At 66.0% G+C, this 22,636-nt stretch carries 21 protein-coding genes and 1 riboswitch; of the genes, 13 read left to right on the top strand and 8 right to left on the bottom strand.

All coding sequences use genetic code 11. The annotated features are described in order from the left end of the window. Window positions 1-2 precede the first annotated feature (2 nt). Complete coding sequence (locus K0S66_RS09235; protein WP_301075057.1) at window positions 3-2,315, bottom strand: TonB-dependent receptor; 2,313 nt, start codon at window positions 2,313-2,315, stop codon at window positions 3-5. Window positions 2,316-2,602: 287 nt separating this feature from the next. On the opposite strand from K0S66_RS09235, the gene K0S66_RS09240 reads away from it, so the two are divergent. From K0S66_RS09240 to K0S66_RS09255, 4 genes are all read left to right on the top strand, one after another. Next, complete coding sequence (locus tag K0S66_RS09240) at window positions 2,603-3,658, top strand: ferritin-like domain-containing protein (RefSeq protein ID WP_301075058.1); 1,056 nt, start codon at window positions 2,603-2,605, stop codon at window positions 3,656-3,658. Between the two features lie 49 nt (window positions 3,659-3,707). Continuing rightward, complete coding sequence (locus tag K0S66_RS09245) at window positions 3,708-4,700, top strand: ferritin-like domain-containing protein (RefSeq protein WP_301075059.1); 993 nt, start codon at window positions 3,708-3,710, stop codon at window positions 4,698-4,700. Between the two features lie 62 nt (window positions 4,701-4,762). Then, window positions 4,763-4,871, top strand: a riboswitch (TPP riboswitch). Window positions 4,872-4,916: 45 nt separating this feature from the next. After that, complete coding sequence (gene thiC / locus K0S66_RS09250; RefSeq protein WP_301075060.1) at window positions 4,917-6,776, top strand: phosphomethylpyrimidine synthase ThiC; 1,860 nt, start codon at window positions 4,917-4,919, stop codon at window positions 6,774-6,776. A 212-nt stretch (window positions 6,777-6,988) separates the two neighbouring features. Beyond that, a complete protein-coding gene (locus tag K0S66_RS09255) occupies window positions 6,989-7,900 on the top strand; it encodes a GIY-YIG nuclease family protein (RefSeq protein WP_301075111.1) in 912 nt (303 codons plus the stop codon). Here K0S66_RS09255 and K0S66_RS09260 read toward each other — a convergent pair. After that, window positions 7,894-8,160: a Txe/YoeB family addiction module toxin gene (locus K0S66_RS09260; RefSeq protein WP_301075061.1), complete on the bottom strand. Its 267-nt coding sequence runs from the start codon at window positions 8,158-8,160 to the stop codon at window positions 7,894-7,896. The genes K0S66_RS09255 and K0S66_RS09260 overlap by 7 nt on opposite strands. After that, a complete protein-coding gene (locus tag K0S66_RS09265) occupies window positions 8,157-8,438 on the bottom strand; it encodes a type II toxin-antitoxin system prevent-host-death family antitoxin (RefSeq protein WP_366520805.1) in 282 nt (93 codons plus the stop codon). Before K0S66_RS09265 ends, K0S66_RS09260 begins: the two co-directional genes overlap by 4 nt. A 110-nt stretch (window positions 8,439-8,548) precedes the next feature. On the opposite strand from K0S66_RS09265, the gene K0S66_RS09270 reads away from it, so the two are divergent. From K0S66_RS09270 to dapF, 3 genes are all read left to right on the top strand, one after another. Continuing rightward, window positions 8,549-9,283, top strand: coding sequence for a phosphatase PAP2 family protein (locus tag K0S66_RS09270; protein WP_301075062.1), 735 nt, complete (start codon window positions 8,549-8,551; stop codon window positions 9,281-9,283). 99 nt (window positions 9,284-9,382) lie between these two features. Beyond that, the gene (locus tag K0S66_RS09275) at window positions 9,383-9,838 is read left to right on the top strand and encodes a DUF6456 domain-containing protein (RefSeq protein WP_301075112.1); all 456 of its coding nucleotides are present in this window, start codon (window positions 9,383-9,385) and stop codon (window positions 9,836-9,838) included. Window positions 9,839-9,896: 58 nt separating this feature from the next. Further along, window positions 9,897-10,820, top strand: coding sequence for a diaminopimelate epimerase (gene dapF, locus K0S66_RS09280; RefSeq protein WP_301075063.1), 924 nt, complete (start codon window positions 9,897-9,899; stop codon window positions 10,818-10,820). 45 nt (window positions 10,821-10,865) lie between these two features. On the opposite strand, the gene K0S66_RS09285 is transcribed toward dapF, so the two are convergent. From K0S66_RS09285 to K0S66_RS09295, 3 genes are read right to left on the bottom strand one after another with little or no spacing between them, the layout of a single operon-like run. Next, on the bottom strand, window positions 10,866-11,609 hold the full coding sequence (locus tag K0S66_RS09285) for a thioredoxin domain-containing protein (protein ID WP_301075064.1): 744 nt from the start codon (window positions 11,607-11,609) through the stop codon (window positions 10,866-10,868). 37 nt (window positions 11,610-11,646) lie between these two features. Further along, complete coding sequence (locus tag K0S66_RS09290) at window positions 11,647-12,318, bottom strand: thioredoxin domain-containing protein (protein ID WP_301075065.1); 672 nt, start codon at window positions 12,316-12,318, stop codon at window positions 11,647-11,649. After that, a complete protein-coding gene (locus K0S66_RS09295) occupies window positions 12,315-12,827 on the bottom strand; it encodes a DciA family protein (protein ID WP_301075066.1) in 513 nt (170 codons plus the stop codon). Before K0S66_RS09295 ends, K0S66_RS09290 begins: the two co-directional genes overlap by 4 nt. A 56-nt stretch (window positions 12,828-12,883) precedes the next feature. On the opposite strand from K0S66_RS09295, the gene K0S66_RS09300 reads away from it, so the two are divergent. The 3 genes from K0S66_RS09300 to nudC are packed head-to-tail and all read left to right on the top strand — an operon-like array spanning window position 12,884 to window position 16,121. Beyond that, the gene (locus K0S66_RS09300) at window positions 12,884-13,927 is read left to right on the top strand and encodes an A/G-specific adenine glycosylase (RefSeq protein WP_301075113.1); all 1,044 of its coding nucleotides are present in this window, start codon (window positions 12,884-12,886) and stop codon (window positions 13,925-13,927) included. Next, the gene (locus K0S66_RS09305) at window positions 13,918-15,258 is read left to right on the top strand and encodes a serine hydrolase domain-containing protein (protein ID WP_301075067.1); all 1,341 of its coding nucleotides are present in this window, start codon (window positions 13,918-13,920) and stop codon (window positions 15,256-15,258) included. The genes K0S66_RS09300 and K0S66_RS09305 overlap by 10 nt, the downstream gene beginning before the upstream one ends. After that, window positions 15,255-16,121: an NAD(+) diphosphatase gene (gene nudC / locus K0S66_RS09310; protein WP_301075068.1), complete on the top strand. Its 867-nt coding sequence runs from the start codon at window positions 15,255-15,257 to the stop codon at window positions 16,119-16,121. Before K0S66_RS09305 ends, nudC begins: the two co-directional genes overlap by 4 nt. Before the next feature lie 172 nt (window positions 16,122-16,293). Here the strand turns inward: nudC and K0S66_RS09315 are convergent, their stop codons facing one another. Both K0S66_RS09315 and K0S66_RS09320 read right to left on the bottom strand, forming a co-directional pair. Next, a complete protein-coding gene (locus K0S66_RS09315; protein ID WP_301075069.1) occupies window positions 16,294-18,405 on the bottom strand; it encodes a S9 family peptidase in 2,112 nt (703 codons plus the stop codon). Between the two features lie 85 nt (window positions 18,406-18,490). Continuing rightward, entirely contained in the window at window positions 18,491-19,381 is an 891-nt protein-coding gene (locus K0S66_RS09320) for a prephenate dehydratase (protein WP_301075070.1), read from the bottom strand. A 100-nt stretch (window positions 19,382-19,481) separates the two neighbouring features. Between K0S66_RS09320 and K0S66_RS09325 the strand changes: the two genes are divergently transcribed. From K0S66_RS09325 to K0S66_RS09335, 3 genes are all read left to right on the top strand, one after another. Beyond that, window positions 19,482-20,204 (top strand): cytochrome c family protein, encoded by a 723-nt coding sequence (locus K0S66_RS09325; protein WP_301075071.1) that lies wholly within the window; start codon window positions 19,482-19,484, stop codon window positions 20,202-20,204. A gap of 185 nt (window positions 20,205-20,389) precedes the next feature. Further along, window positions 20,390-21,757 carry a phosphoglucomutase/phosphomannomutase PgmG gene (gene pgmG, locus K0S66_RS09330; protein WP_301075072.1) on the top strand — a complete coding sequence of 456 codons (1,368 nt, stop codon included), beginning with the start codon at window positions 20,390-20,392 and terminating at the stop codon, window positions 21,755-21,757. Window positions 21,758-21,826: 69 nt separating this feature from the next. Further along, entirely contained in the window at window positions 21,827-22,585 is a 759-nt protein-coding gene (locus K0S66_RS09335) for a 3'-5' exonuclease (RefSeq protein ID WP_301075073.1), read from the top strand. Window positions 22,586-22,636: the final 51 nt, after the last annotated feature.

The raw sequence follows: 22,636 nt of genomic DNA on the forward strand, positions 1-22,636 counted from the left end.
GATCAGATCCCGTAGCCGAGGCGGATGCCCACGGTGCGCGGGCGCAGCGTGCCGAAGCGGCTGACCAGGAACGCCTCCGGGTGGATGTAGGTGATCGAGTGATCGTCGAACACGTTCTCGACATACAGCTGCCCCGTCCATGCGCCCCGCTTCACGCCGAGGTTCAGATTGACGTTCACATATTCGTCGGTCTGGCCAAAGGTCGACAGGCGCAGGTTCGGGTTGCCCGGCGTGTTGGGGAACGAGCTGTTGTACGACCCCACATATTGCGCGTTCACCGCGAAGGTGCCCTTGCTGCTTTCGCCCAGGTCAAACCCGATCGAGGTGTACATCGCGCCCTGAAGCCGCGGTGCGGACAGGCGATGGCCAAGCACCGCGCCGGAGATCGCGGCTTCTTCCGCGGTCAGGCTGGTGATCTTGGAATCGTTGTACGCCGCGTTGAAGCCGATGAAGACGTCGGTCGCGGGAATGATCCCCATCTCGACCTCGAAGCCCTTGCTGCGCGCCGCACCGATGTTGGTGGCGAACTGCACCGAATCCGACACGCGGTTGGCTTGCGCCTGGATGTTGCTCCAGTCGATCAGATACGCCGCCAGGTTGATCGTCACGCGGCCGTCGAGCCAGCGGCCCTTGGCGCCGATCTCGTAGCTTTCCAGGCGATCGGATGACGCGCCGTCGGGAATGATGATGTCATTCTGGTCGACCACGCTCGCGCGGCCGGCAAAGGCGTTGACGATCGGGGCGCGGAAGCCGGTGGAGAAGGTGGCGTAGGTCGTCACCGTCTCGGTCGGCTTGTACGATGCGCTGGCCTTCCACTGCGGCTTCTGGCCCTTGGCCTTCACGCCGGTGACCGCTTCGTATGCCGGGAAGCGATTGAACGCGAGGTTGCGCCCATCGCCCAACGCCAGCTGCAGATAGTTCAGGTCGACGCCATATTCCGGATAGGTCGCCATCGCGAGATAGCCACCGGCCTCGGTGAAGCCCTGCGCGGAGATGCGGCCGTAGCGCATGCCACCGGTCACCCAGAAGCGATCGGAGAAGCGATAGGTCAGCTCACCGAAGGCGGCGAGTTCCTCGTTCTTCTGATAGGTATATTGCTTCTGATAATATTGATCCGGCAGGCCGGTCAGGCCGCGCGCCGCCAGGAACGAGTCGGACGAACGGTAGAAGAAATCGGTGTCACGGCGACGGTTGAGATAGAATCCGCCCAGCGTGAATTGCAGCGGACCGTCGAGCGTCGATACCAGTCGCGTCTCCTGCACGAACACCTTGTCATAGGCGTTGGCATCGAGGCCGAAGGCGATCGGCGAGCCGGGGAAGGCGCCCTGCGGGAAGGTGCCGGCCAGATCGAGCCAGAAACGCTGGTCGAAATCCGAGAAGGTCGAGGAGCTGGTCAGCCGCGCGAAATCGAACTCATAGTCGATCGTCGCATTGGCGATCAGCTGCTTGCCGGTGAAGCGGTCGGGCTGGTCCGAAATGCGCTTCTCGCGGCCCAGCGACGGACTGGTGAGCGAGGAATCCTTCGGATCGCTGTCCTCGTACGAACCCAGCAGCTTGATCGACAGGCGGTCGGTGGGCTTCCACAGCAGCGCCACGCGGCCACCGGCGTTCACCAGCGTGTTCGAATTGCGCACGCCGGTCCCGACATTGTCGAGATAGCCTTCTTCATGGCGGTAGAAACCGACCGCGCGGATCGCGAGCTTGTCGTCGATGATCGGCACGTTGACCATCACGTTATACCGCTGGCGCAGGCTGTCGCGGCCGGTCAGGCCGATGTCGATCAGCGCCGACGTGTCGAAATGATTGAGGTCCGGGCTCTTGGTCAGGATGCGCATCGCGCCCGACAGCGAACCCGAACCGAACAGCGTGCCCTGCGGCCCGCGCAGGAACTCGACCCGCTCGACGTCGAACAGGTTCGGGTCGACGACGGTGGTGTTGCCAATCGTGGAGACCGGCAGCTCGTCGATATAGACCGCGACCGAGCTCTGCAGGTTCGCATTATAGCCGTTGGTGGCGATGCCGCGCGCGGTGAAATTGTTGAAATTCTGCGTCGGGCGGTTCAGCACTACGCCCGGCGTTTCACGCGCAATGCCTTCGAAACCGACGATGCCCTTTTCGGTCAGCTCCTGCTGCTGGAAGGCGCTGACGCTGATCGGCACATCCTGGATGCGCTCCGCACGGCGCGTCGCCGTGACAAAGATGTCGCCGCTTTCCGTCGTCTCGTCAGCCGCCTGGCCCACGGTCGCATCGGTTGCGGTCTGCGCTGGAACTGCCGCGTCCTGCGCAGCTGCCGGTGCAATGGAAAAAAGCGTCATCGCCGTGGCGGACGCGAGCAACATGGCCCTCACGTAATCCCCTCCCTGAAACCCGTAATGCGAGTTTGATGCTGCTCGATTGCCCACGATCCCGGATCGAGTCAATACTCACTCTCAAGCGGGTGAACGTTTTGCGCAGGGGTACTTAGGGAGGGGCTGGACATCCTCTCGGACGGGAGTGCAGCGCTGTCGGTCGCGTAAGTCATTCCCCTTCGCGCGGTTTCCCGCTAGCGATACGCTGTCGATCCGTTCAGGAACTCGACAGCGAACGGAGTTAGGCACCGGCGGTGACGCGCCTGCCGGTGTGCGTGCACAAGAAGAAGGAAGCCGCGATGTCGCAGACGGATCCGTTGATTGAGGCGCCGCAGGCGTCCGGCACTGCGGGGGTGCACCGCCGCGGTTTCTTCACTGCCGTGGCTGGCGCCGCTGCCGTCGGTGCGGGCGCACTGGCGCTGGGCACCCCGGCCAGCGCGCAATCGCTGGGCGAAGTCGATCCGATCAATTTCGCGCTGAACCTGGAATATCTGCAGGCTAATTTCCTCGCCGTCGCGACGACCGGCAAGGTGTTGGTCGCCGCCGACATCTCGGGCACGGGCACCGCTGGCGCGGCCAACGGCGGCCGGCAGAAGACCTTTGCCGATCCCGCGCTCGCCTCCATCGCGCAGGAAATGGCCGCCGATGCGCTGGCGCATGTGAAGTTTCTGCGCTCGCAGGCCAGCACGGTCTATGCCGTCGCGCAGCCGGCGATCGATCTCGGCACCGCGCCGACCAGCGCGTTCAGCACGCTTGCCCGCGCGGCCGGCCTCATCGGTGCCGGCGCCGGCTTCGATCCCTATGGCAGCGATGACGACTTCCTGCTCGGCCTCTATATGCTGAAGGACGTCAGCGTCACCGCTTACGCCGGCATCCTGGGCTTCCTTGGCACGCCGACGACGGCGGAGGCAGTGGCCGGCATCATGCAGGTGGAGGCCGAACATGCCGCCACCGTGCGTCTCGCGCTGTACCGCCGCGGCCTGACCGTGCCGTCGCTGATCGACGCGACGGAGGCGATCTCCAACTATCGCGACACTCTGGACGGCACGTCCAGCGATTTCGACCAGGGGGTTCGCCCGACCACCGACGCCGCCGGCGCGACGGTCGCGAATGTGGCGCCGCTCGACAGCAAGGGGCAGGTGTTCACCCGCACCCCGGCGGAGGTGCTGAACATCCTGTACCTGAACGCGGCGACCGGGATCTCGACCGGCGGCTTCTTCCCCGCCGGGCTGAACGGCACGATCAAGTCGACCACGACGCCGGCCCCTACGCCGACGCCAACCCCGTCACCGACCCCGACCCGCGGCTGAGGCGGCGCCTGCCGCGCCCGTCTGTCCCCGTTTCCAGGATCCTTTCGCCATGACCGACCAGGACACCATTCCGCCGATGCTCGACGCCGCCGAGGCGCGCCGCGCAGAACGCCGCCGTTTCCTCCAGCTTGCCGGGGGCGCCTCGATCGCCGCTGGCGGCCTTGCCCTGCTGTCGGCCTGCGGCGGCGATGACGATGACGGCGATGGCCCCGCGCCGGGTCCGTCGCCCACCCCGTCACCGACGCCGACGTCGACCAGCAACGCCGATCGCGCCGCGCTGAACTTCGCGCTCCAGCTCGAATATCTCCAGGCGCAATTCTTCTCCTACGCGACGACCGGCACCGGCCTCGATGCCGCGCTGCTGAGCGGCACGGGCGCGCTGGGCGGCGTGACGGGCGGGGCGGCAGTGCCCTTCGCCGATCGCGTGATTGGTGCCTGCGCGCGCGAGATCGCGCAGGATTCGCGGGCGCGCGTCGCATTCCTGCGCAGCCTGATCGGGGTCGAGGGCGTGGCCCAGCCAGCGATCAACATTTCCGGTGCGGCCGATGGCGCCTTCACCGTCGCCGCGCGCAACGCCACGGCGGTCGGGGCAGGGGAGCTGTTCAGCCCCTATGCCAATGAGGACAATTTCCTGCTTGCCGCCTTCTTCCTGCAGGACGTGATCGTCACCGCCTACAAGGGGCTGGTCGCACTCGCCAATCTCAACACCACGCGGCTGGCGTTCACCGGCATCGCGGGCGCGCAGGCATATCACGCCGGCTTCATCCGCACCGCCATCTACGAACGGCCCTCGATCCGCGCGCGTGCCGGGCTGCTGAGCGACTATCGCGATTCGCTCGATGGCGGCGCGGATCTCGACCAGGGCGTCGTCAGCGCGAGCGGCGCGGCCAACATCACCCCGGCGGACGGCAACGGCATCATCTTCAGCCGCTCGGCGCCGCAGGTGCTGAACGTCTTCTATCTCAACAAGGCAGCGGTGACGTCTGGCGGCTTCTTCCCCGCCGGGCTGAACGGCGACGTGAAGTCGAGCGCGGCCAACTGATCATTCTCGGGCGCGGCATCCCCGCGCCCGGCTTTACCGCGCCGCTCGGGGCGCGTAGAACGGCCACATCCCCGGGGGACCGCTGACGGCGGTTGAGAGGGGGGCACGAGCCCCCGACCCGCTGAACCTGATCCGGTTGACACCGGCGGAGGGAGGGAGCGGCAAGCCACTACCGGCAATCCGTCTTTCACTCTTCGACCATGAGGAGAGTGACGCATGGCCGATGTACCCGCACGCACCGAAATCGGTGTCACCACCGGACCCATCCGGGGCTCCCGCAAGATTCACGTCGGTCCACTCAAGGTGGCGATGCGCGCGATCGATCTGGAGCCGGGCTGTGGAGAGCCGCCGCTCAACGTCTATGACACCAGCGGCCCCTACACGGATCCGACCGTCAGCATCGACATCAACGCCGGCCTCGCGCCCCTGCGCCGCGACTGGATCATGGCCCGCGGCGATGTCGAGGCATACGACGCGCGCGAGCTTCGCCCGGAGGATAACGGCCAGCTCGGCCCCGACCGCTCCGGCGGCGTCCAGCCCTTCCCCAATGTCGTGAAGCGTCCGCTGCGTGCGAAGCCCGGCGCCAACGTCAGCCAGATGCACTACGCCCGCCGCGGCATCATCACGCCCGAGATGGAATATGTCGCCACGCGCGAAAATCTCGGCCGCGAGATGCTGCGCGAATATGCCCGCGACGGCGAAAGCTTCGGCGCCGCCATCCCCGATTACGTCACCCCCGAGTTCGTCCGTGACGAGGTCGCCCGCGGCCGCGCGATCATCCCCAGCAACATCAACCATCCCGAGAGCGAGCCGATGGCGATCGGCCGCAACTTCCTCGTGAAGATCAACGCCAACATCGGCAATTCCGCCGTCGCATCGAACGTTGCCACCGAAGTGGACAAGCTCGTCTGGTCGATCCGCTGGGGCGCGGACACAGTGATGGACCTCTCCACCGGCCGCAACATCCACGACACGCGTGAATGGATCATCCGCAACTCGCCCGTGCCGATCGGCACCGTGCCGATCTATCAGGCGCTCGAAAAGGTCGGCGGCATCGCCGAGGACCTGACGTGGGAGATCTTCCGCGACACGCTGATCGAGCAGGCCGAGCAGGGCGTCGATTATTTCACCATCCACGCCGGCGTCCGCCTGCCCTACGTGCCGCTCACCGCCAAGCGCGTCACCGGCATCGTCAGCCGCGGCGGCTCGATCATGGCGAAATGGTGCCTCGCGCACCACAAGGAGAGCTTCCTCTACGAGCGGTTCGACGAGATCACCGAGATCATGAAGGCCTATGATATCGCCTATTCGCTGGGCGATGGCCTTCGCCCCGGCTCGATCGCCGACGCCAATGACGAGGCGCAGTTCGCCGAGCTCTATACGCTTGGCGAGCTGACCCACCGCGCCTGGGCGCAGGACGTGCAGGTGATGATCGAGGGCCCCGGCCATGTGCCGATGCACAAGATCAAGGAGAATATGGAAAAGCAGCTGGAGGTGTGCGGCGAAGCACCCTTCTACACATTGGGGCCGCTGACGACCGACATCGCGCCGGGCTATGACCATATCACCAGCGGCATCGGCGCCGCGATGATCGGTTGGTACGGCACCGCGATGCTCTGCTACGTCACGCCCAAGGAGCATCTCGGCCTGCCGGATCGCGATGACGTGAAGGTCGGCGTCGTCACCTACAAGCTCGCCGCCCACGCCGCCGATCTCGCCAAGGGGCATCCTGCGGCCAAGATGCGTGACGACGCGCTATCCCGCGCCCGCTTCGAATTCCGCTGGCGCGATCAGTTCAACCTCAGCCTCGATCCCGACACGGCGGAAAAGTATCACGATCAGACGCTGCCCGCCGAAGGCGCCAAGACGGCGCATTTCTGCTCGATGTGCGGCCCGAAGTTCTGCTCGATGAAGATCACGCAGGAAGTGCGCGACTTCGCGCGCCTCCAGAACCAGGGCAGCGAAGGCTTCCTCGCCACCGCCGAGGCAGAGGCCGGCATGGCGAAGATGAGCAACGTCTACGAGGAAACCGGCCGCGAACTCTACATGGGCGCCGGCGATCGCGAACACGACTAGGTCGGTGTCACACCGCTGAACCTCACGTACCCGCGGCCCACCAGCCGCGGGTACAATCGTTTTGGGGGTCACGCCCGGCGGGGTGCCCGGCTAGCGTTGGAACCGTTCACGGACTCTACATGCGTCCTAGCGGACGCGAACACGATTGAGCATACTTAAGCCGGCCGCTACCACCTCAGTGTTGCGAAAAGGGGAGCGAGAGTTTGGCTAGCGTGTTCGGTCGAACGATCCAGCTCTTCTTGGTCGATGGCACACCTACGGGATTGCGCAAGGCCACAATCCACGGATGGACGGGGCTCACGTTTGTGGCGACCGATGCCACGTTTGCTGCACTGACGGCGCGGCCAGAACTGGATCGAACCGGAGTCTACATTCTCTATGGTCCCGACCCTATAAAGGACGGGGCTACTCGTGCTTACATCGGCTCAGCGAACAGCGTCGCCGAGAGAATCAAACAAAGCGCGGGCCAGCGGGGATTCTGGCAAACCGCAATTGCCGTGACCACCAGCGATGACGATCTTTCAAAGGGACACGTCGAGTATCTTGAAGCACGGCTGATTCAGATGGCGCTTAGCGCAAAGCGCACTGAACTCGACAACGGCACCTTCCCTGCCGAGCACCGCCGTCGTCTGCCCGAGGCTGATCAGGCAAACATGGAGCAGTTTCTTTTGAACCTGCAGATCATTTTGCCGGTGGTGGGTTTGGACATGCTGAAGCCTCAGCCAAGAGCAGTGGCTGAACTGTCAACACCGGCAGCGCAGAGAACGGCGCACGACATCAAATTTGAAATCCGGCACCGGTCGGGTGTCACGGCGGAGGCGGTTGAAGAGGACGGGGAGTTTGTCGTTCTCGAAGGCTCCCGATGTCTCACGGACACTGGATACGTTGGCACCACTTATTCGGTACTGAAGCAGACGCTAATCGACGAGCAATTCCTGAAGCCGGCGGGAGACGGCCTCTTGGAGTTCGTCAGGCCTTACTCGTTCAGTAGTCCGTCTGCGGCAGCCGCAGTAATCCTCGATCGGAATTCAAACGGACGAACAGAGTGGAAGGTGAAAGACTCTAAACAGACGTATGCCGACTGGAAGATCCAACAGGCGGTGAACACCCCGACTTCTCAATAATGATACCGGCACTGCGCGATCTCCAGCGTCTGGGCCTCACCACTGCCGCTCACCCGATACACCAGACGATGTTCGCGATTGATCCGGCGGGACCACCAGCCGGTCAGGTTGCCGGCGAGCGGCTCCGGCTTGCCGGTACCGCGAAACGGATCGCGCTGGCATTCCTTGATCAGCGCATTGACGCGCTCCAGTCCGCGCCGATCGTCGCCCTGCCAGTGCAAATACTGGTTCCAGGCGCGGTCGGAGAACATCAGCCTCACGGTTCGATCAGGTCGCGCTCGCTGCCCTTGCCCGCGTCAAGCTCGGCGATGCTCGCCAGCAATTCGCGTGCGTTCGCCGGCGATTGCAGCAGGTAGAGCGTCTCCTCGATCGAGGCCCATTCGCTTTCGGATATCAGCACCGCGCCCTCGCCCTTCTGGCGCGTGATCGCAATCGGCGCCTTGTCGGCCACCACACGATCCACCAGCGCCTTCATGTTGGCACGCGCCTCGGAAATGCTGATCGATTGCATCAAGGCAATGTACGTATCTTTGTACATTGTTCAAGCGGTGTCGCGATGCGAGCGGGGCGCCCGTCAGCAAAACCCGCCCGCCACACACAGCCCAACAAGGGGACTGCGCTCCCGCACATCCCTGCTACACCCCCGCCATGCCTCCCGAATCCCCGCTCGAGCAACTCGCCGCGACGCCCGCCACGCCGGATCAGACCGCGCCCGGCGGGATCAGTCATCCGCCCTACGTCTTCATCGCGCTCGCGGCGCTCGCCGGGGCAGTGCTGATCGTCACGCTGCTCGGCGGAACGATCGCACGCGGGACCCAGTTCGATTTCGATCATGCGATCATGCTCGCGCTGCGCACTCCGGGTGATCAGTCCGTGCCGATCGGCCCCTCATGGCTGCAGGGGGCGATGATCGATATCACCGCGCTGGGTGGCGGCACCGTGCTGACGCTCATCGTCGTGCTCGCGCTCGGATTTCTCGTGGCCTGCCGCCACTTCCTCACCGCGGCGCTGGTGCTGGGCGGCACCGTATCCGGCTCGCTCGCCATCTCGCTGGGCAAACAGCTGGTCGGGCGCGATCGGCCGGCACTGGTCGATCATCTGGTGGAGGTCGCCTCCGCCAGTTTTCCCAGTGGCCATGCCGGCAACAGCGCGATCATCTATTTCACCATCACGCTGATGGTGATGCAGATCGTGCCGCGTGCCGCCGCGCGCTGGTACCTGTTCGGCGCCACCATCGTGCTGGTCGGGCTGATCGGGTTCAGCCGGGTCTATCTGGGCGTGCACTGGCCCAGTGACGTGCTGGCGGGATGGAGCGCTGGCATCCTTTGGGCGTTCGCCTGGTGGGCGCTTGGCTCATGGCTGCGGCTGCGGCGACACAGCTGATCGCCGCCAGCACACCGACGACAACGCTGCCGCTGTCCTACACGCGGCCAGCCGTGGCAGGGGATGCTCCGGAACACAAGGAGAACATTTCCGATGCGGATGCTGGAGGAGCGCGGGATCGCGCCGGACGGACGGCTGGTGGCGCGCCAGCGCGGGCGGCGCAGCGTCACCGTCAACGTGGCCGAATCGCCGCTGTCGTGGCTGCGCGCGCGCGGCTTCGTCGACGCACGGCAGGTGGAGGCGGGCGAGCGACTGCGCGCCGATTACGAACGCGCCGCGATTGCACCCTCGGTCACGATGCGCTGGTCCGCGCGCGTCGACGGCGGCTCGGGCACCGGGCTTGATCCGACCACCGCCCATCTCGCCGCCAAGCGGCGCTTCGATGCGGCGATCGCCGGCGTCGGGCGCGGCCTCTCCGACGTGCTGTGGCGGGTGGTGTGCGCAGGCGAGGGGCTGCCCGTCGCAGAAAAGGCGCTCGGCTGGCCCGCCCGCTCCGGCCGCCTCGTCCTTACCATGGCGCTCGATCGCCTCGCCGATCACTACCGGCTGGCATAGCAGCAACTCCCCCGCCGCCGCTTGCGTAGCGGGGGCGGGCGGCCGATATGCCGGCGCCATGCGCTTCGACATCATCAAATGCCACGGCTCGGGAAACGATTTCGCGCTGATCGACGCGCGCGGCGCCGACCTTTCCGATCACGCCTGGGCGGATGTCGCCCGCGCGCTGGCGGATCGCGATGGCCCGGTCGGTGGTGACGGCATCCTCCTGCTCACCGATGGCAACGACGCCGCCGCCTTCGGCATGCGCATCTTCAATGCCGACGGCTCCGAACCCGAAACCTGCCTCAATGGCCTGCGCTGTGTCGCGCGCGCCGGGCTGGAGGCGCTCGGGCTCGACCAGGCGATCGTTCAGCTGAAGACCAGCCGCGCGGCGGTGGCGCGCGATGGGGATCTCGCCGCCGGTGTCTATACCGTGCGCGAGACCGCCGGGCCCGCGACGCTCTCGATCGCCGACTGGCCGCTCCATGGCGAGGGGGACGAGATCATCGACCGCCCGATCGCGCGCCTGTCGCCGACGCTCGCCTTCACCGCCGTCGCCATCCCCAACCCGCACCTCATCGCCTTCGTCGACCAGGTTGATGAGGCGGAACTGGTCCGCATCGGCACCATCTGCGAATCCGCGCCCGACTGGCTGCCCAATCGCGCCAACGTCTCCTTCGTCCAGCAGCGCAGCGATCGCGAGCTGTTCGTCCGCACCTTCGAACGCGGCGTCGGCCTCACCAATGCGTGCGGCAGCGCGATGGGCGCGTCGACGTTCGTGGCGGGGCTGACCGGGCGGCTGCCGTTCGATCAGCCGGTCACGGTGCGCAATCGCGGCGGCCTGGTGCGTGCCTCGGCCGCGGCCGACGGCATGGTCACGCTCAGCGGCAATGCGACTTTTGAATGGTCGGGGTCGGTAACGGTGGAGGCGGGCCGCGCCAGCGACCTGATCGTGGCCGAGCGCCGTTCGGACGAGATCGAGGCCTGGTCACGGATCTGATCCCGCCGCCGGCTGCGCAGGCGGCGGCGGGACCGACAGGCGGGATCAGGCGCCGGCGGCCTTCAACGCCTGTTCGATCTGCGGCCAGCTAGCCGCGTCGATCTTCTCGCCGTTGAGGAAGAACGTCGGCGTGCCGGTCACCTGCTTGTCGCGCATCGCCACTTCGGAAACCTTGGCCAGTTCCTCGATCTGCTGCGTGTTGGTCAGGCACTGGCGCGCCTGCGCCTCGGTCAGCCCGCGCTGCTTCACGAAATCGAGATAGCCCAGATGCTCGGCCCAGGCAGTCGCCTGCTGCGCCGGCGTCATGCTCTGGAGGCGCTGCTGGAAATCCTGCGGCACGCTTTCCAGCTTCGACAGGAACTGGTCCTGGTCGACGAACATCTGCTCCAGCATGCCGAAGAACGGTGCCGGACCGGCGCACTGGCCGAGCAGCGCGACGCCAAGATCGGGCGCATGGACCAGGAAGTCGCGGAATTCGTACGAAACCTTGCCGCTCTTGATGTAATTGTCTTCCAGCGGCCGCGTGGCGGTCCGGCCAAAATTGCCGCACGTCGGGCAGGTGCGCGATCCATATTCGACCAGCTTCAGCGGCGCGTTGGGATTGCCCATCACATAGCCGCCATCCGCCGTCTTCGACACGGTCTGCGTCCAATCCTGCCCTGCTGGTGCCGGCGCGGCCGCGATCGAATTGGGCGCTGCGGTGTTGGTGGTGTTGCCGTCGCCACAGGCGGCGAGCAGCGCCAGCGCGGCGCCCATGATCGGTGCGGTGGCGGCAAGACGCAGGTTCATGCTTTTACTCCGTTGAACGATTATTCGGGTGTCGGGCTTACTTCGCGCCCGCTTTGCGCAGCATTGGTTCGAGCGTCGTCCAGTCGGCGTTCTCGATCAGCTTGCCGTTCAGTTCAAAGGTCGGCGTGCCCTTGATCTTCCCCTGCATCGCCTGCGCGACCTTCAGCGTCGCGGCGACATTGGCCTCGTTGGTGAAGCAGGCGTTGATCGCAGGCTCGGTCATCCCGGCCGCCTTGGCGATGTCCACCAGCCCCGCGCCCTTGGCGAGCGTCCGCATCTTTTCGCCCTGGCTGTTGCCCGCCGGGTTCTGGCCACCGACGGGATCGAAGGCGACGGCCTTGTTCAGCCACTCCTCCTGCCGGTCGAACAGCAATTGGTGCATCCGGGGGAACAGTGCGGGCCCCGAACAGCGCGCCAGCGTCGCGGCAACCAGATCGTAGCGATCATGGACCGAGCTGCGGATCTCCACGCTGGTGGAGCCGGATGCGATCATCTGGTCCTTCAGCACCTTGGCCGAATCGCGCGTGAAATGCCCGCAATGGGGGCAGGTGTAGCTGACATATTCGACCAGCTTCACCTTCGCGGCGGGGTTGCCGATCACGAAGCTTCCCTGCGGTGCAGGGGTCGCCACACTGGCCCAGGGGCGCTGGGTGGCTGCGGACAAGGGCGCCGTGATGGCGAGCGCGGCGAGCAGGGCGAGCTTCTTCATCTGATGCTGGGCAATCCACTGGTGGCGCCGATCCCGGCGGCAAGCGCCTCCAGTACGGCCTTCAATTCGGGGTCTTCGATCGTTTTCAGGCTGGCCCCCAGTTCGGGCGGCACGGGGCGTGGCTCGGGCGCGGTGCGCGGCTTGGGCCGGGCGGCGACGTCGCCCTGGCGGATCGCCACCTTGGCCACTGCCGGATAGCCGAAGAACAGGTTCACCCGCTCCATGATCTCGGGCGTCACATGCTGGATCATCACCGCATGCGCGCCGCGCGCGACCAGCGTCAGCGTGCCGTCCTGCTTCTTGCCGACGGGAAATTTGATCGATTCGGGCGCGCTGGCGGCGGCCAGCCGCTCGCCGACGATCTCGGGCCAGCGGGTGACGATCGACGATTGCACGAAACCGAAGCGACGAAACGCCGCGCCCCCCACGCTGGGGAGCAGTTCTGACACCTGGCGCGAACGATTGGATCGTGCCGGTTCAGCTTCGGAGGCGCGGACCCGCTTGCTCATCCCGCGTCCCATGCCATAGCCGGCATGTGGACGCCAAGCGCTCGATCGCCGACAAATTGCTGAGCTGGTACGATCGGCACCGCCGCACCCTGCCGTGGCGTGCCCTGCCGGGTGAGCGGCCGGACCCCTATCGCGTGTGGCTGTCGGAGATCATGCTCCAGCAGACGACCGTGGCGACGGTGCGGCCGCGCTTCGAGGCCTGGGTGGCGCGCTGGCCCGATGTGCAAAGCCTTGCTGCGGCCGACGAGGCGGCGGTGATGGCTGCCTGGGCCGGGCTTGGCTATTATGCCCGGGCCCGCAATCTGGTGCGCGCGGCAAGAGCGATCGTCACCGATCATGGCGGCTGCTTGCCCGATGACGAGGCGGGGCTTCGCGCGCTGCCGGGCCTGGGCGATTATACCGCTGCGGCGGTGGCGGCGATCGCCTTCGGGCGGCGCGCGGTGGTGATCGACGCCAATGTCGAGCGAGTGGTCGCTCGCCTGTTCCGTGCCGCGGACAAGAAAGCGGTGCGGGTGGCCGCTGAGACGATCACGCCGCCGGCACGCGCCGGCGATTTTGCCCAGGCGATGATGGATCTGGGATCCGCCATCTGTTCGCCGAAACGGCCCAAATGCCTGTTGTGCCCGCTGCAGGACGCATGCGCCGCGCATGCCGCCGGGGTCGAGGAAGCCTATCCGGTCAAGCCGGCGAAGAAGGCCCGGCCGGTCCGCTTCGGCACGATCTTCTGGCTGGAACGCGACGCCGCGCCTATCGCGACGGGGGCGCCCGACGGCGCCGCGCTGCGCGAAGTGCTGCTCGTCCGCCGTCCGCCGCGTGGCCTGCTCGGCGGGATGCGCGCGCTTCCGACCGGTGAGTGGTGCGATGCGCCGCCCGGTCTGGCGGGCGCGCCGCAAGGCTGCGATTGGGTCATGCTCAACGATCGCGTGACCCACGGATTCACCCATTTCACGCTTGAACTGTCGCTTGCCCGCGGGCGTTGGGACGCGCATTCAGCGGTGGATGCGGGAGAGTGGTGGCCGGTCGATGATCTCGATGCGGCTGGTCTTCCGACGATATTCGCCAAGGCGGCGGCAGCGATGGGGAGGATGGGATGCACATAAGGTGGCTCACTGCGGCAGTTGCCGCGACGGCGGTGATCGCGGGTACCAGCATCGCGCGACAGGCGCAGTTGGCGCCGCAACCCGCACCTGCGATCAAGCCGGCGGGCAATGCCCGCCTCCCGGCAACGCAGGCGCTGTTCGACAATCTGGTTCAGACAAACAAGATGCCAGGCATCGTCGCCGCGTTCGGTATCGGTGATCGCCCGCCCGAGTTCGTCGCCGCTGGGCGGATAGCCGACGGCGCCAACGCCGGCACCGCCGGCCCCGACAGTCTGTGGCGGATCTACTCGATGACGAAGCCCATCACCGGCATCGCCGCGATGCTGCTGGTCGAGGATGGGAAGCTCAACCTCGATGATCCGGTCAGCAAATATTTCCCTGCCTTCGCCAACATGCGGGTGCTCACCAATCCCGACACCTCGCTCGACAGCGTGCCGGCGAAGAACCCGATCCTGATCCGTCACTTGCTCACCCACACCGCGGGGCTCGCGTACAACATCTCGGCCAAGGGGCCGTTGCTGAAGGAATATGAGCGGCTCGGCATCCTCCCGGGGCAGGTGAACCGCCAGCTGGAGGGCCGCGCCCGCGCCGCGCGCCCGACCAATCTTGCCGAGTTCGCCAACCGTGTGGCCTCGGTCCCGCTGATTGCGGAGCCGGGCACCAAGTGGAGCTATTCGATCGGCCTCGATGTCATGGGCGCGGTGATCGAGAAGGCGAGCGGCATGCCGTTCGACCGCTTCGTCCAGACCCGCCTGCTGGATCCGCTGGCCATGAAATCGACCTATTGGTCGGTGCCGGCCAGCGAGGTTGGCCGTCTCGCGACCAATTATGCCTTTGTCGGCGATAACCGCACCCCGATCGATCCGGGCGTCGGCTCGGTGTATCTTAACCCGCCCAGCTTCCCGTATGGCGGCGCTGGCCTGGTGTCGTCGGCGCGCGATTATGATCGCTTCCTCCACATGCTCGCGAACGGCGGCTCGCTGGACGGGAAGCAGGTGATGAAGCCCGAGACGGCGGCGCTCGCCATGTCGAACCTGCTGCCACAGGGCGTCCTCTTCGAGGGGCTCGGCGGCGGGACCGGCGGCGCCATGTCGGCGAAGATGGGTTTCGGCGCCGGCGGCTCGGTTTACCTCAGCGATGCGCCCGGCGGCACGCCGTCCAAGGGCACGTTCGGCTGGGGCGGCGCGGCCGGAACGATCGCCTGGGTCGATCCGGTGAAGAAGATGCGGGGAACGGTGATGGTGCAATATTTTCCGGCCGAGAAGTGGGGACTGCGGCAAAGCATCCCCCCGGCGCTGGCCAGCGACGTGCAGCGGCTGATGGCTCGATGAGCGCGCCTGGCTTTACCGGCGGCACCCTCTCGCGCGTCGCCGATCACCGCAACGATGCCGAGGCATTTTCCGCCGCGATGGGCGATTGGCGCGCACGGCTGCTGAAACTCGACGGCTATGATCCGGAGATCACCGAGGACGGCCGGCTGAGCTGGACGATGGTGACCGAGGCGCCGGACGATGCCCATATCGTGCTGCTCGGTTTTGATGAGGGGCGGCCACGCTTCGCCGCCGCGCCGGAGGGCGTACCGGCCCCGCCGCTCCGCTCGCCCGCGCTGTTCCGCGCGCTCGATCAGTTGGAGGCGGGTGAGGCTGCGACCTACGCCATGGCGCGCTCGGTGCTCGATTGGAATGCCCGGCACCGCTTCTGCGCCAATTGCGGCACGCTGACCGATTCCTTTCGCGCCGGCTGGGGCCGCAAGTGCGGCAGTTGCGGGACGGAGCATTTTCCGCGCGTCGATCCGGTGGTCATCATGATCGCCGAACATGATGGCCGCGCGCTGCTCGGCCGCCAGCCGAGCTGGCCCGCCGGCCGCTATTCGGCGCTGGCCGGCTTCCTGGAGCCAGGCGAGGCAATCGAGGAAGCGGTCGCGCGCGAGATTCAGGAGGAGGCCGGCGTGCGCGTATCGGGTGTGCGCTATGTCGCCAGCCAGCCCTGGCCCTTCCCCTCGCAGCTGATGATCGCCTGTGTCGGCATTGCCGAGGACGATGCGATCACCTTGGATGACAATGAGCTGGAAACCGCGGGGTGGTTCACCCGCGACGAGGTGCGCGCCGCGCTCGCTGGCGACGGCCCGTTCGTGGCCCCGCCCAGCTATGCCATCGCGCATACCTTGCTGACGCGCTGGGCGGCAGAGGGGTGAGATGATCGTGGTGACCCCGGCGCAGCGTCGGGGTCACGGACATGTTGGCGCCGGTCAGCGTCGCCCTTTCGGCAAGAGGCCGAAAGCATCCGGAGGCAGGCCGCTCGTATCATTGGTGCGGCCGAGGGGCAGCCGACCGACCTCCTGACGAGGCCGACCGGCGCCCCCGTTTTCAGTCGGCCGCGCCGAGCTGCTGGAGAACGAAGGCGCCCCATTCTGCGTTCTGGCGATACCGCTCGAAACGCCCCGATTTGCCGCCGTGCCCCGCCTCCATATTGACCCGGAACAGCAGTGGATTGCTGTCGGTCTTCTTGTCACGCAGGCGCGCAACCCATTTGGCTGGCTCGTAATATTGTACCTGGCTGTCCCACAGCCCGGTACCGACATACATCGACGGATATGCCTTCGCCGCCACCTGATCGTAGGGCGAATAGCTCAGCATATAGTCGTAATATTGCTTCTGCGCCGGGTTGCCCCATTCGTCATATTCGAACGTGGTGAGCGGGATCGAAGCATCCAGCATCGTCGTCACCACATCGACGAACGGCACCTGAGCGACGATCACCTTGTAATCCTCCGGCGCCATGTTCGCGACGCCGCCCATCAGCAGCCCGCCCGCAGAACCGCCCATCGCGGCGACACGGCCCTTGGCGGCATATTTCTGCGCGACGAGGTGGCGCGTCACGTCGATGAAGTCGGTGAAGCTGTTCTTTTTGTTGAGCAAATGGCCGTCATCATACCATTGGCGGCCCATCTCCTGCCCGCCCCGGATGTGCGCGATGGCATAAACGACGCCGCGATCGAGCATGCCGATACGACCCGGGTCCACCGCGGGATCGGTTGAACTGCCGTAGCTGCCATAGGCATATTGGAAGAGCGGCGCCGTGCCGTCGCGCTTCACGCCCTTCTTGTACACCACGCTGACCGGGATCTTCGTACCGTCTCGCGCGGTCGCCCAGACGCGTTCGGTGACGTAATTGGCGGGATCGTAGCCGGGTACCGGCGCGACCTTCAGCACGCGGCGCTCACCGGTCTTGGCGTTCACCTCATAGGTCGTGGTGGGCGTGACGAGCGAACCGTAGGTGTAGCGCACCCACGGCGTGTCCGGCTCCTCATTGACGTCCAGCGCCATGCGATAGGCGGGCTCGTCCGCCTTCACGGGCAGCGACTTGCCCGCACTGTCGAGCAGGCGAATGATGCGATTGCCGCCTTCGCGCTGGTCGATCGCGATGAAGCCCGCAAACGGCTTGAAATTCTCGATGAAGACCGTGTCGCTCGCCGGCGTCACGTCTTTCCACGTGGCGGTGCCGCTGGCGATCGCGTCGTCGGCCACGGACATCAGCGTATAGTTCTTGTGGCGCAGGTTCGTTCGGATGATCCAGCGGCCATCCATGTGATCCGCGGTATAGCGCAGTTCGCGCTTGCGCGGCGCCAGCGTCTGGAATGCGGTGGGTGCGGTCGCAGCGGGAGCGCAGCGCTGCTCGTCGCTGACGGTCGATTGGGTGAAGACGCAGATGAACCGGTCGTCCGTGGTGCGGCCGATACCCATCTGGAAGGTGTCGTCTTTCTCCTCGTAGAGCAGCTTGTCCTGCGCCACCGGCGTTCCGAGGACATGCGCCATCACCTTGTAGCCGCGGAGCGTTGTCGGCTCCTTGGCGATGTAGAGGATCGTCCGATTGTCGTCGGCCCAGATGATGTTGGGTTCAACGTTGGTGATCGTATCGGTCAGCAGCCGGCCGGTCGAAAGGTCTTTCACCTTCAGCGTGTACTGGCGGCGGCCAACGGTATCCTCGGCATAAGCGACCAGGCGGTTGTCGGGGCTGACCTGCCAATCGCTGAGCGCGAAGAAGTTGTGGCCCTTCGCCATGGCGGGTTGATCGAACATGATCTCTGCCGGCGCGGTCTTCTCGCCCTTGCGGCGTTCGACGATCGGATAGTTGGCGCCCGTTTCGAAGCGCGTCTGATACCAATAGCCGTTCTTGCGATAGGGGACGCTGGTATCGTCCTGTTTGATGTGGCTGACCGTCTCCTGGTACAGCCTGTCCTGCAACGGCTTCAGCGCGGCGAGCGCGGCGTCAGTGTAGCCATTCTCCGCCTGGAGATAGGCGAGCATCTCCGGGTTTTTCCGGGTGTCGTCGCGCAACCAGTAATATTCGTCGGTGCGCGCGCCGTTGGGCGATGTGACCTGATACGGCTTTTTCGCGGCACGGGGCGGCGCCGGCATCTGCGCGGCGGCGCTGGCCGCGAGGGTGAAGGCCACACCGGCCAGCAACATCTTCCGCATCATCATCCCCCAACAAACCTTGTCACTGCTGATACGATAGGCGCGACAGGACGCAAGCGGATGCAGAGGCGCGCTTGCGTGCCGGTCAGCCGCGCTTTCTGGCCCGCCGATAGGTGCCAAGGACGCGCACCCATTTGGTGTGGAAGCCCAGTTCCTCGAGCGCCCGGTCGAAATTCACGTCGCCTGGCTTTCCTTCGACATCGGCGTAGAAATCCGACGCCGCAAAGGTGCCGCCGCGTTGGTAGCTTTCCAGCTTCGTCATGTTGACGCCGTTGGTCGCAAATCCGCCCAGCGCCTTGTACAGGGCGGCAGGCACGTTCTTCACCTCGAAGATGAAGGTGGTCATCCACGGACCATCCCCGACCGGCGGCTTGTCGCCGCGCGCGAGCACGACGAAGCGGGTCATGTTGTGATCAGCGTCGGCAATGTCGGTGGCGAGCAGATTGAGCCCGTAGATGTCCGCCGCCGCGGGCGGGGCGAGGGCGGCGATCGAGGGAACGTTGCGTTCGGCCACCTCGGCGGCCGCCCCGGCCGTATCGGGGTAAGCGATTGGCCGAATGTCGTGCGCCTTCAGCCAGTGACGGCACTGGCCCAGCGCCTGCGGATGGCTCATCGCCTCCCGAACGTCGGCCCGCCCGCCCACGCCCATCAGCGCATGGCGAATCGGCAGGAAGTGCTCGCCTGTGATGACCAGCCCGGATTCGGGCAGCAGAAAGTGAATGTCCGCGACGCGCCCATGGAGCGAATTTTCGATCGGGATCATCGCGCGATCGGCAATTCCGCGCTTCACCGCGTCGATCGCATCCTCGAAGGAAAAGCAGGGGAGCGGAAGCGCGTCGGGGAGTGCTTCTCGCACCGCGACATGGCTGTTGGCGCCGGGCGCGCCCTGAAAAGCGACCGTCCGCTCAGGCGCATTCGCGGCCGCCGCGATCATGCGGGCGACAATCGGACGGGCGGGCGCTGCGAAGTTTTCCATCGTTCTGACCGCTAAGCGACGATCTTGTTCGTCTCAAGCGCTTGCCGTCTGCCGAGGGCTTTTCTATGGACGCACGACTTTGGAGGGGTGACCTTAGACAATGGATGATCGCACCAACACGATTGCAGGCTGGGTTCTTGCTGCCTGTGGCGCCGCGCTGGGGCTGTCGATCGCCGGTGGCATGATCTTCCATTCGGGCGAAGTGGAGAAGCAGGGCTACCCGATCGAAGCAGCCGAGGAGGCTGGTGGCGGCGGCGCAGCCGAGGTTCCGATCGCGACCCTGCTCGCCAGCGCGGACGCGGCGAAGGGCGGCGACGTTTTCAAGAAGTGCGCTGCCTGCCACACCATCAACCAGGGTGGCGCGAACGGCATCGGGCCGAACCTTTATGCCATCATGGGCGATCCGGTTGCGCATGGCCGCGCCGGCTTCGCCTTCACCGACGCGCTGAAGAAGGTCGGCGGCAACTGGGATTTCGACAAGATGAACGCGTGGCTCACCAGCCCGCGTAAGTTCGCACCGGGTACCAAGATGACCTTTGCCGGCCTGTCCAATCCGCAGGATCGCGCCAATCTGATCCTCTACATGAACCAGCAGGGCTCGAACCTGCCGCTGCCGGCCGCACCTGCTGCCGACGCTGCTCCCGCGACCGACGGCGGCAATGCCGTCGAGGGCGCTGGTGGCGCAGCACCCGATGCTGCCAACGCCGTTGATGCGGTGGCGACGGACGTGCGCGGCGAAACGGGCGACATCGCCAACACTGGCACGCCGGCCAGCGGTGCCCCGTCGGTCGACCCGGCGGCACAGAAGCAGACCGGCCGGTAACGGTATCGTCCGGCGCGTGACCAAGCGCCGGACCTACCTTCCTGCGGGAGGCGCGCCCCGTTGCGGCGGCGGGCGACGAGCGTCCGGCACGATCAGGAAACGTCGTGCCGCAATGTGACGGATTTGCAGGGCGACAGCCCTTGTCCCGGATGGCGGTTCGACCGGCTCATCCCTAGGCTGCCGCGATGAATCATCGCCTCTGCCCAACGATCCTTCGAGAATATGACATCCGGGGCACCTTCGGCCGAAATCTCGGCGCGGCGGATGCGGCCGCGGTCGGCCGCGCTTTTGGAACGATCGTCCATGGGGCGGGCGGCAGCCATATCGTTGTCGGGCGCGACGGCCGGCTATCCTCGCCAACCCTCGAGGAAGCGTTGATCGAAGGGCTGATGCAGGCCGGCATTCACGTCGTCCGCATCGGGATCGGCCCATCGCCGATGCTTTACCATGCCGAGCGGCACGGCTCCGTCGACGGCGGCATCCAGGTGACGGGAAGCCATAACCCCGCCGACGACAATGGCTTCAAGATGGTGCTTCGCAACCGCCCCTTTTTCGGTCGTCAGATCGAAGCCTTGGCGGTCCTTTCGGAAGAAGGTGAATTGGCCAGCGGTGCCGGAACGGTGCGCAAGGCCGACGTGCTGGACGAATATGTCGGTCTTTTGCTGGCGAGCGCCCGTGATTTGCCGGCATTTCGTATCGGTTGGGACGCTGGCAATGGTGCAGCCGGTCCGGCGATCGAGCAACTGACCGCCCAACTGCCCGGCGAGCATCACCTGCTTTTCACGACGGTGGACGGCCACTTCCCGAATCACCATCCCGATCCGACGGAGGACGCCAATCTGGCGGCCCTGCGATCGTTGGTGGAGGCGGAGCAGCTGGACTTTGGCGTTGCCTTTGATGGCGACGGCGATCGCATCGGAGTTGTCGACGGGCAGGGGCGGACAATCGCAGGCGATCAATTGCTGTCGATCCTGGCCGAATCGACGCTGCGGACTATCCCCGGCGCGGCGATCGTCGCCGACGTAAAAGCCAGCGCCACCCTGTTCGACCGGATCGCGCAACTCGGCGGTCGACCGGTGATGTGGAAGAGCGGCCACAGCAACATCAAGACGATGATGCACGAGGTTGGCGCGCCGCTTGCGGGAGAGATGAGCGGTCACATCTTCTTCGGCGAACTGGGCGGCCACGACGATGCGCTTTACGCCGCGGTGGCGTTGATCCGGGCCGTCGCCGAAAGCGGGTGCGCGCTGAGTGACATGCGCGACGCACTGCCGCAGTCGGTCGCCACGCCCGAGATGCGCTTCGCGGTGGACGAGGACCGCCGGGAAACCGTGGTGGAGGAGGTTCTGGCGCGGCTGGCGGCGAGCGGCGCACAGGTCGACCGGACCGACGGTGCGCGGGTGACCACGTCCGATGGATGGTGGCTCCTTCGCGCTTCCAATACCCAGGCCATGCTGACCGCACGGGCGGAAGCGCGGGACGAAGAGGCGCTTGCCCGCCTGGTCGCGGCGATCGACGAGCAGCTGGCGCAAAGCGGGGTTTCCCGCGCATAACCGTGGGCGTGTAAGCGCGGTGACATCGCGGGTGATGACAGCGCCATCTGCAATCTCCACATGGGGGCCATGCGTCAGCAACCCAGTATCATCCGTGTCGTCGATCTAGAGACCACCGGTAACGCCCCTCCGACTCATGGCGTCTGTGAGATCGGGTGGCAGGATGTCGCCCTGGGCGCCGACGGGCGCTGGGAGCTTTATGGAGAGGGCGGGAGCCGGCTGGTCAATCCGGGCCGATCGATGCCGCCGATCACCCAGGCGATCCACCACATTCGCGACGAAGACGTCGCCGATGCGCCCTGGTGGCATGACGTCGCGCGGGCCGTGCTGGATCCCTATCCCCGGCGGGTCGCGCTGGCGGCCCATCGCGCCGATTTCGAACAGCAATTCTGCACATCCGCCATGACTCATGGCGCACAGTGGATCTGCACCTGGAAATGCGCGCTGCGGCTGTGGCCGGACAGCCCCAGCTTTTCCAATCAGGTGCTCCGCTATTGGCGCAAGCCCGAGGGGCTGGATCATGAGCGCGGTCTTCCCGCGCACCGCGCCTTCCCCGACGCCTATGTCACCGCGCACCATCTGCGTGATCAGCTGAACGAAGCCAGTGTCGCGCAACTGATCGAATGGTCGAGCATTCCGGCGCTGCTGCCCCGCGTGCGCTTTGGCGCCGATCGAGGGAAACCCTGGAACGAGGTCGAGGACGAAAGTCTTATCAAGTTCCTCGGCGATCGTGACCCGGATGTCCGCTTCACCGCCGAAACCGAACTGGCCCGGCGCCGGGGCGGGGGACTTGTCGGCCGGATGAGCGCGCAGGACCTGCTTCTTTGATGCATGACAGGACAGTGCCTCTGGCGTTCCGTGCGGTGCGCCCGTAGACGC

Source organism: Sphingomonas sp. (assembly GCF_029239295.1).
GTDB lineage: Bacteria > Pseudomonadota > Alphaproteobacteria > Sphingomonadales > Sphingomonadaceae > Sphingomonas.

Coding starts and splice junctions, on each gene's coding strand:
- K0S66_RS09235 (WP_301075057.1), bottom strand. CDS start 2,315: ATGACGCTTTTTTCCATTGCACCGGCAGCTGCGCAGGACGCGGCAGTT.
- K0S66_RS09245 (WP_301075059.1), top strand. CDS start 3,708: ATGACCGACCAGGACACCATTCCGCCGATGCTCGACGCCGCCGAGGCG.
- thiC (WP_301075060.1), top strand. CDS start 4,917: ATGGCCGATGTACCCGCACGCACCGAAATCGGTGTCACCACCGGACCC.
- K0S66_RS09265 (WP_366520805.1), bottom strand. CDS start 8,438: ATGTACAAAGATACGTACATTGCCTTGATGCAATCGATCAGCATTTCC.
- K0S66_RS09270 (WP_301075062.1), top strand. CDS start 8,549: ATGCCTCCCGAATCCCCGCTCGAGCAACTCGCCGCGACGCCCGCCACG.
- K0S66_RS09275 (WP_301075112.1), top strand. CDS start 9,383: ATGCTGGAGGAGCGCGGGATCGCGCCGGACGGACGGCTGGTGGCGCGC.
- dapF (WP_301075063.1), top strand. CDS start 9,897: ATGCGCTTCGACATCATCAAATGCCACGGCTCGGGAAACGATTTCGCG.
- K0S66_RS09285 (WP_301075064.1), bottom strand. CDS start 11,609: ATGAACCTGCGTCTTGCCGCCACCGCACCGATCATGGGCGCCGCGCTG.
- K0S66_RS09290 (WP_301075065.1), bottom strand. CDS start 12,318: ATGAAGAAGCTCGCCCTGCTCGCCGCGCTCGCCATCACGGCGCCCTTG.
- K0S66_RS09295 (WP_301075066.1), bottom strand. CDS start 12,827: ATGAGCAAGCGGGTCCGCGCCTCCGAAGCTGAACCGGCACGATCCAAT.
- K0S66_RS09305 (WP_301075067.1), top strand. CDS start 13,918: ATGCACATAAGGTGGCTCACTGCGGCAGTTGCCGCGACGGCGGTGATC.
- nudC (WP_301075068.1), top strand. CDS start 15,255: ATGAGCGCGCCTGGCTTTACCGGCGGCACCCTCTCGCGCGTCGCCGAT.
- K0S66_RS09315 (WP_301075069.1), bottom strand. CDS start 18,405: ATGCGGAAGATGTTGCTGGCCGGTGTGGCCTTCACCCTCGCGGCCAGC.
- K0S66_RS09320 (WP_301075070.1), bottom strand. CDS start 19,381: ATGGAAAACTTCGCAGCGCCCGCCCGTCCGATTGTCGCCCGCATGATC.
- K0S66_RS09325 (WP_301075071.1), top strand. CDS start 19,482: ATGGATGATCGCACCAACACGATTGCAGGCTGGGTTCTTGCTGCCTGT.
- pgmG (WP_301075072.1), top strand. CDS start 20,390: ATGAATCATCGCCTCTGCCCAACGATCCTTCGAGAATATGACATCCGG.
- K0S66_RS09335 (WP_301075073.1), top strand. CDS start 21,827: ATGCGTCAGCAACCCAGTATCATCCGTGTCGTCGATCTAGAGACCACC.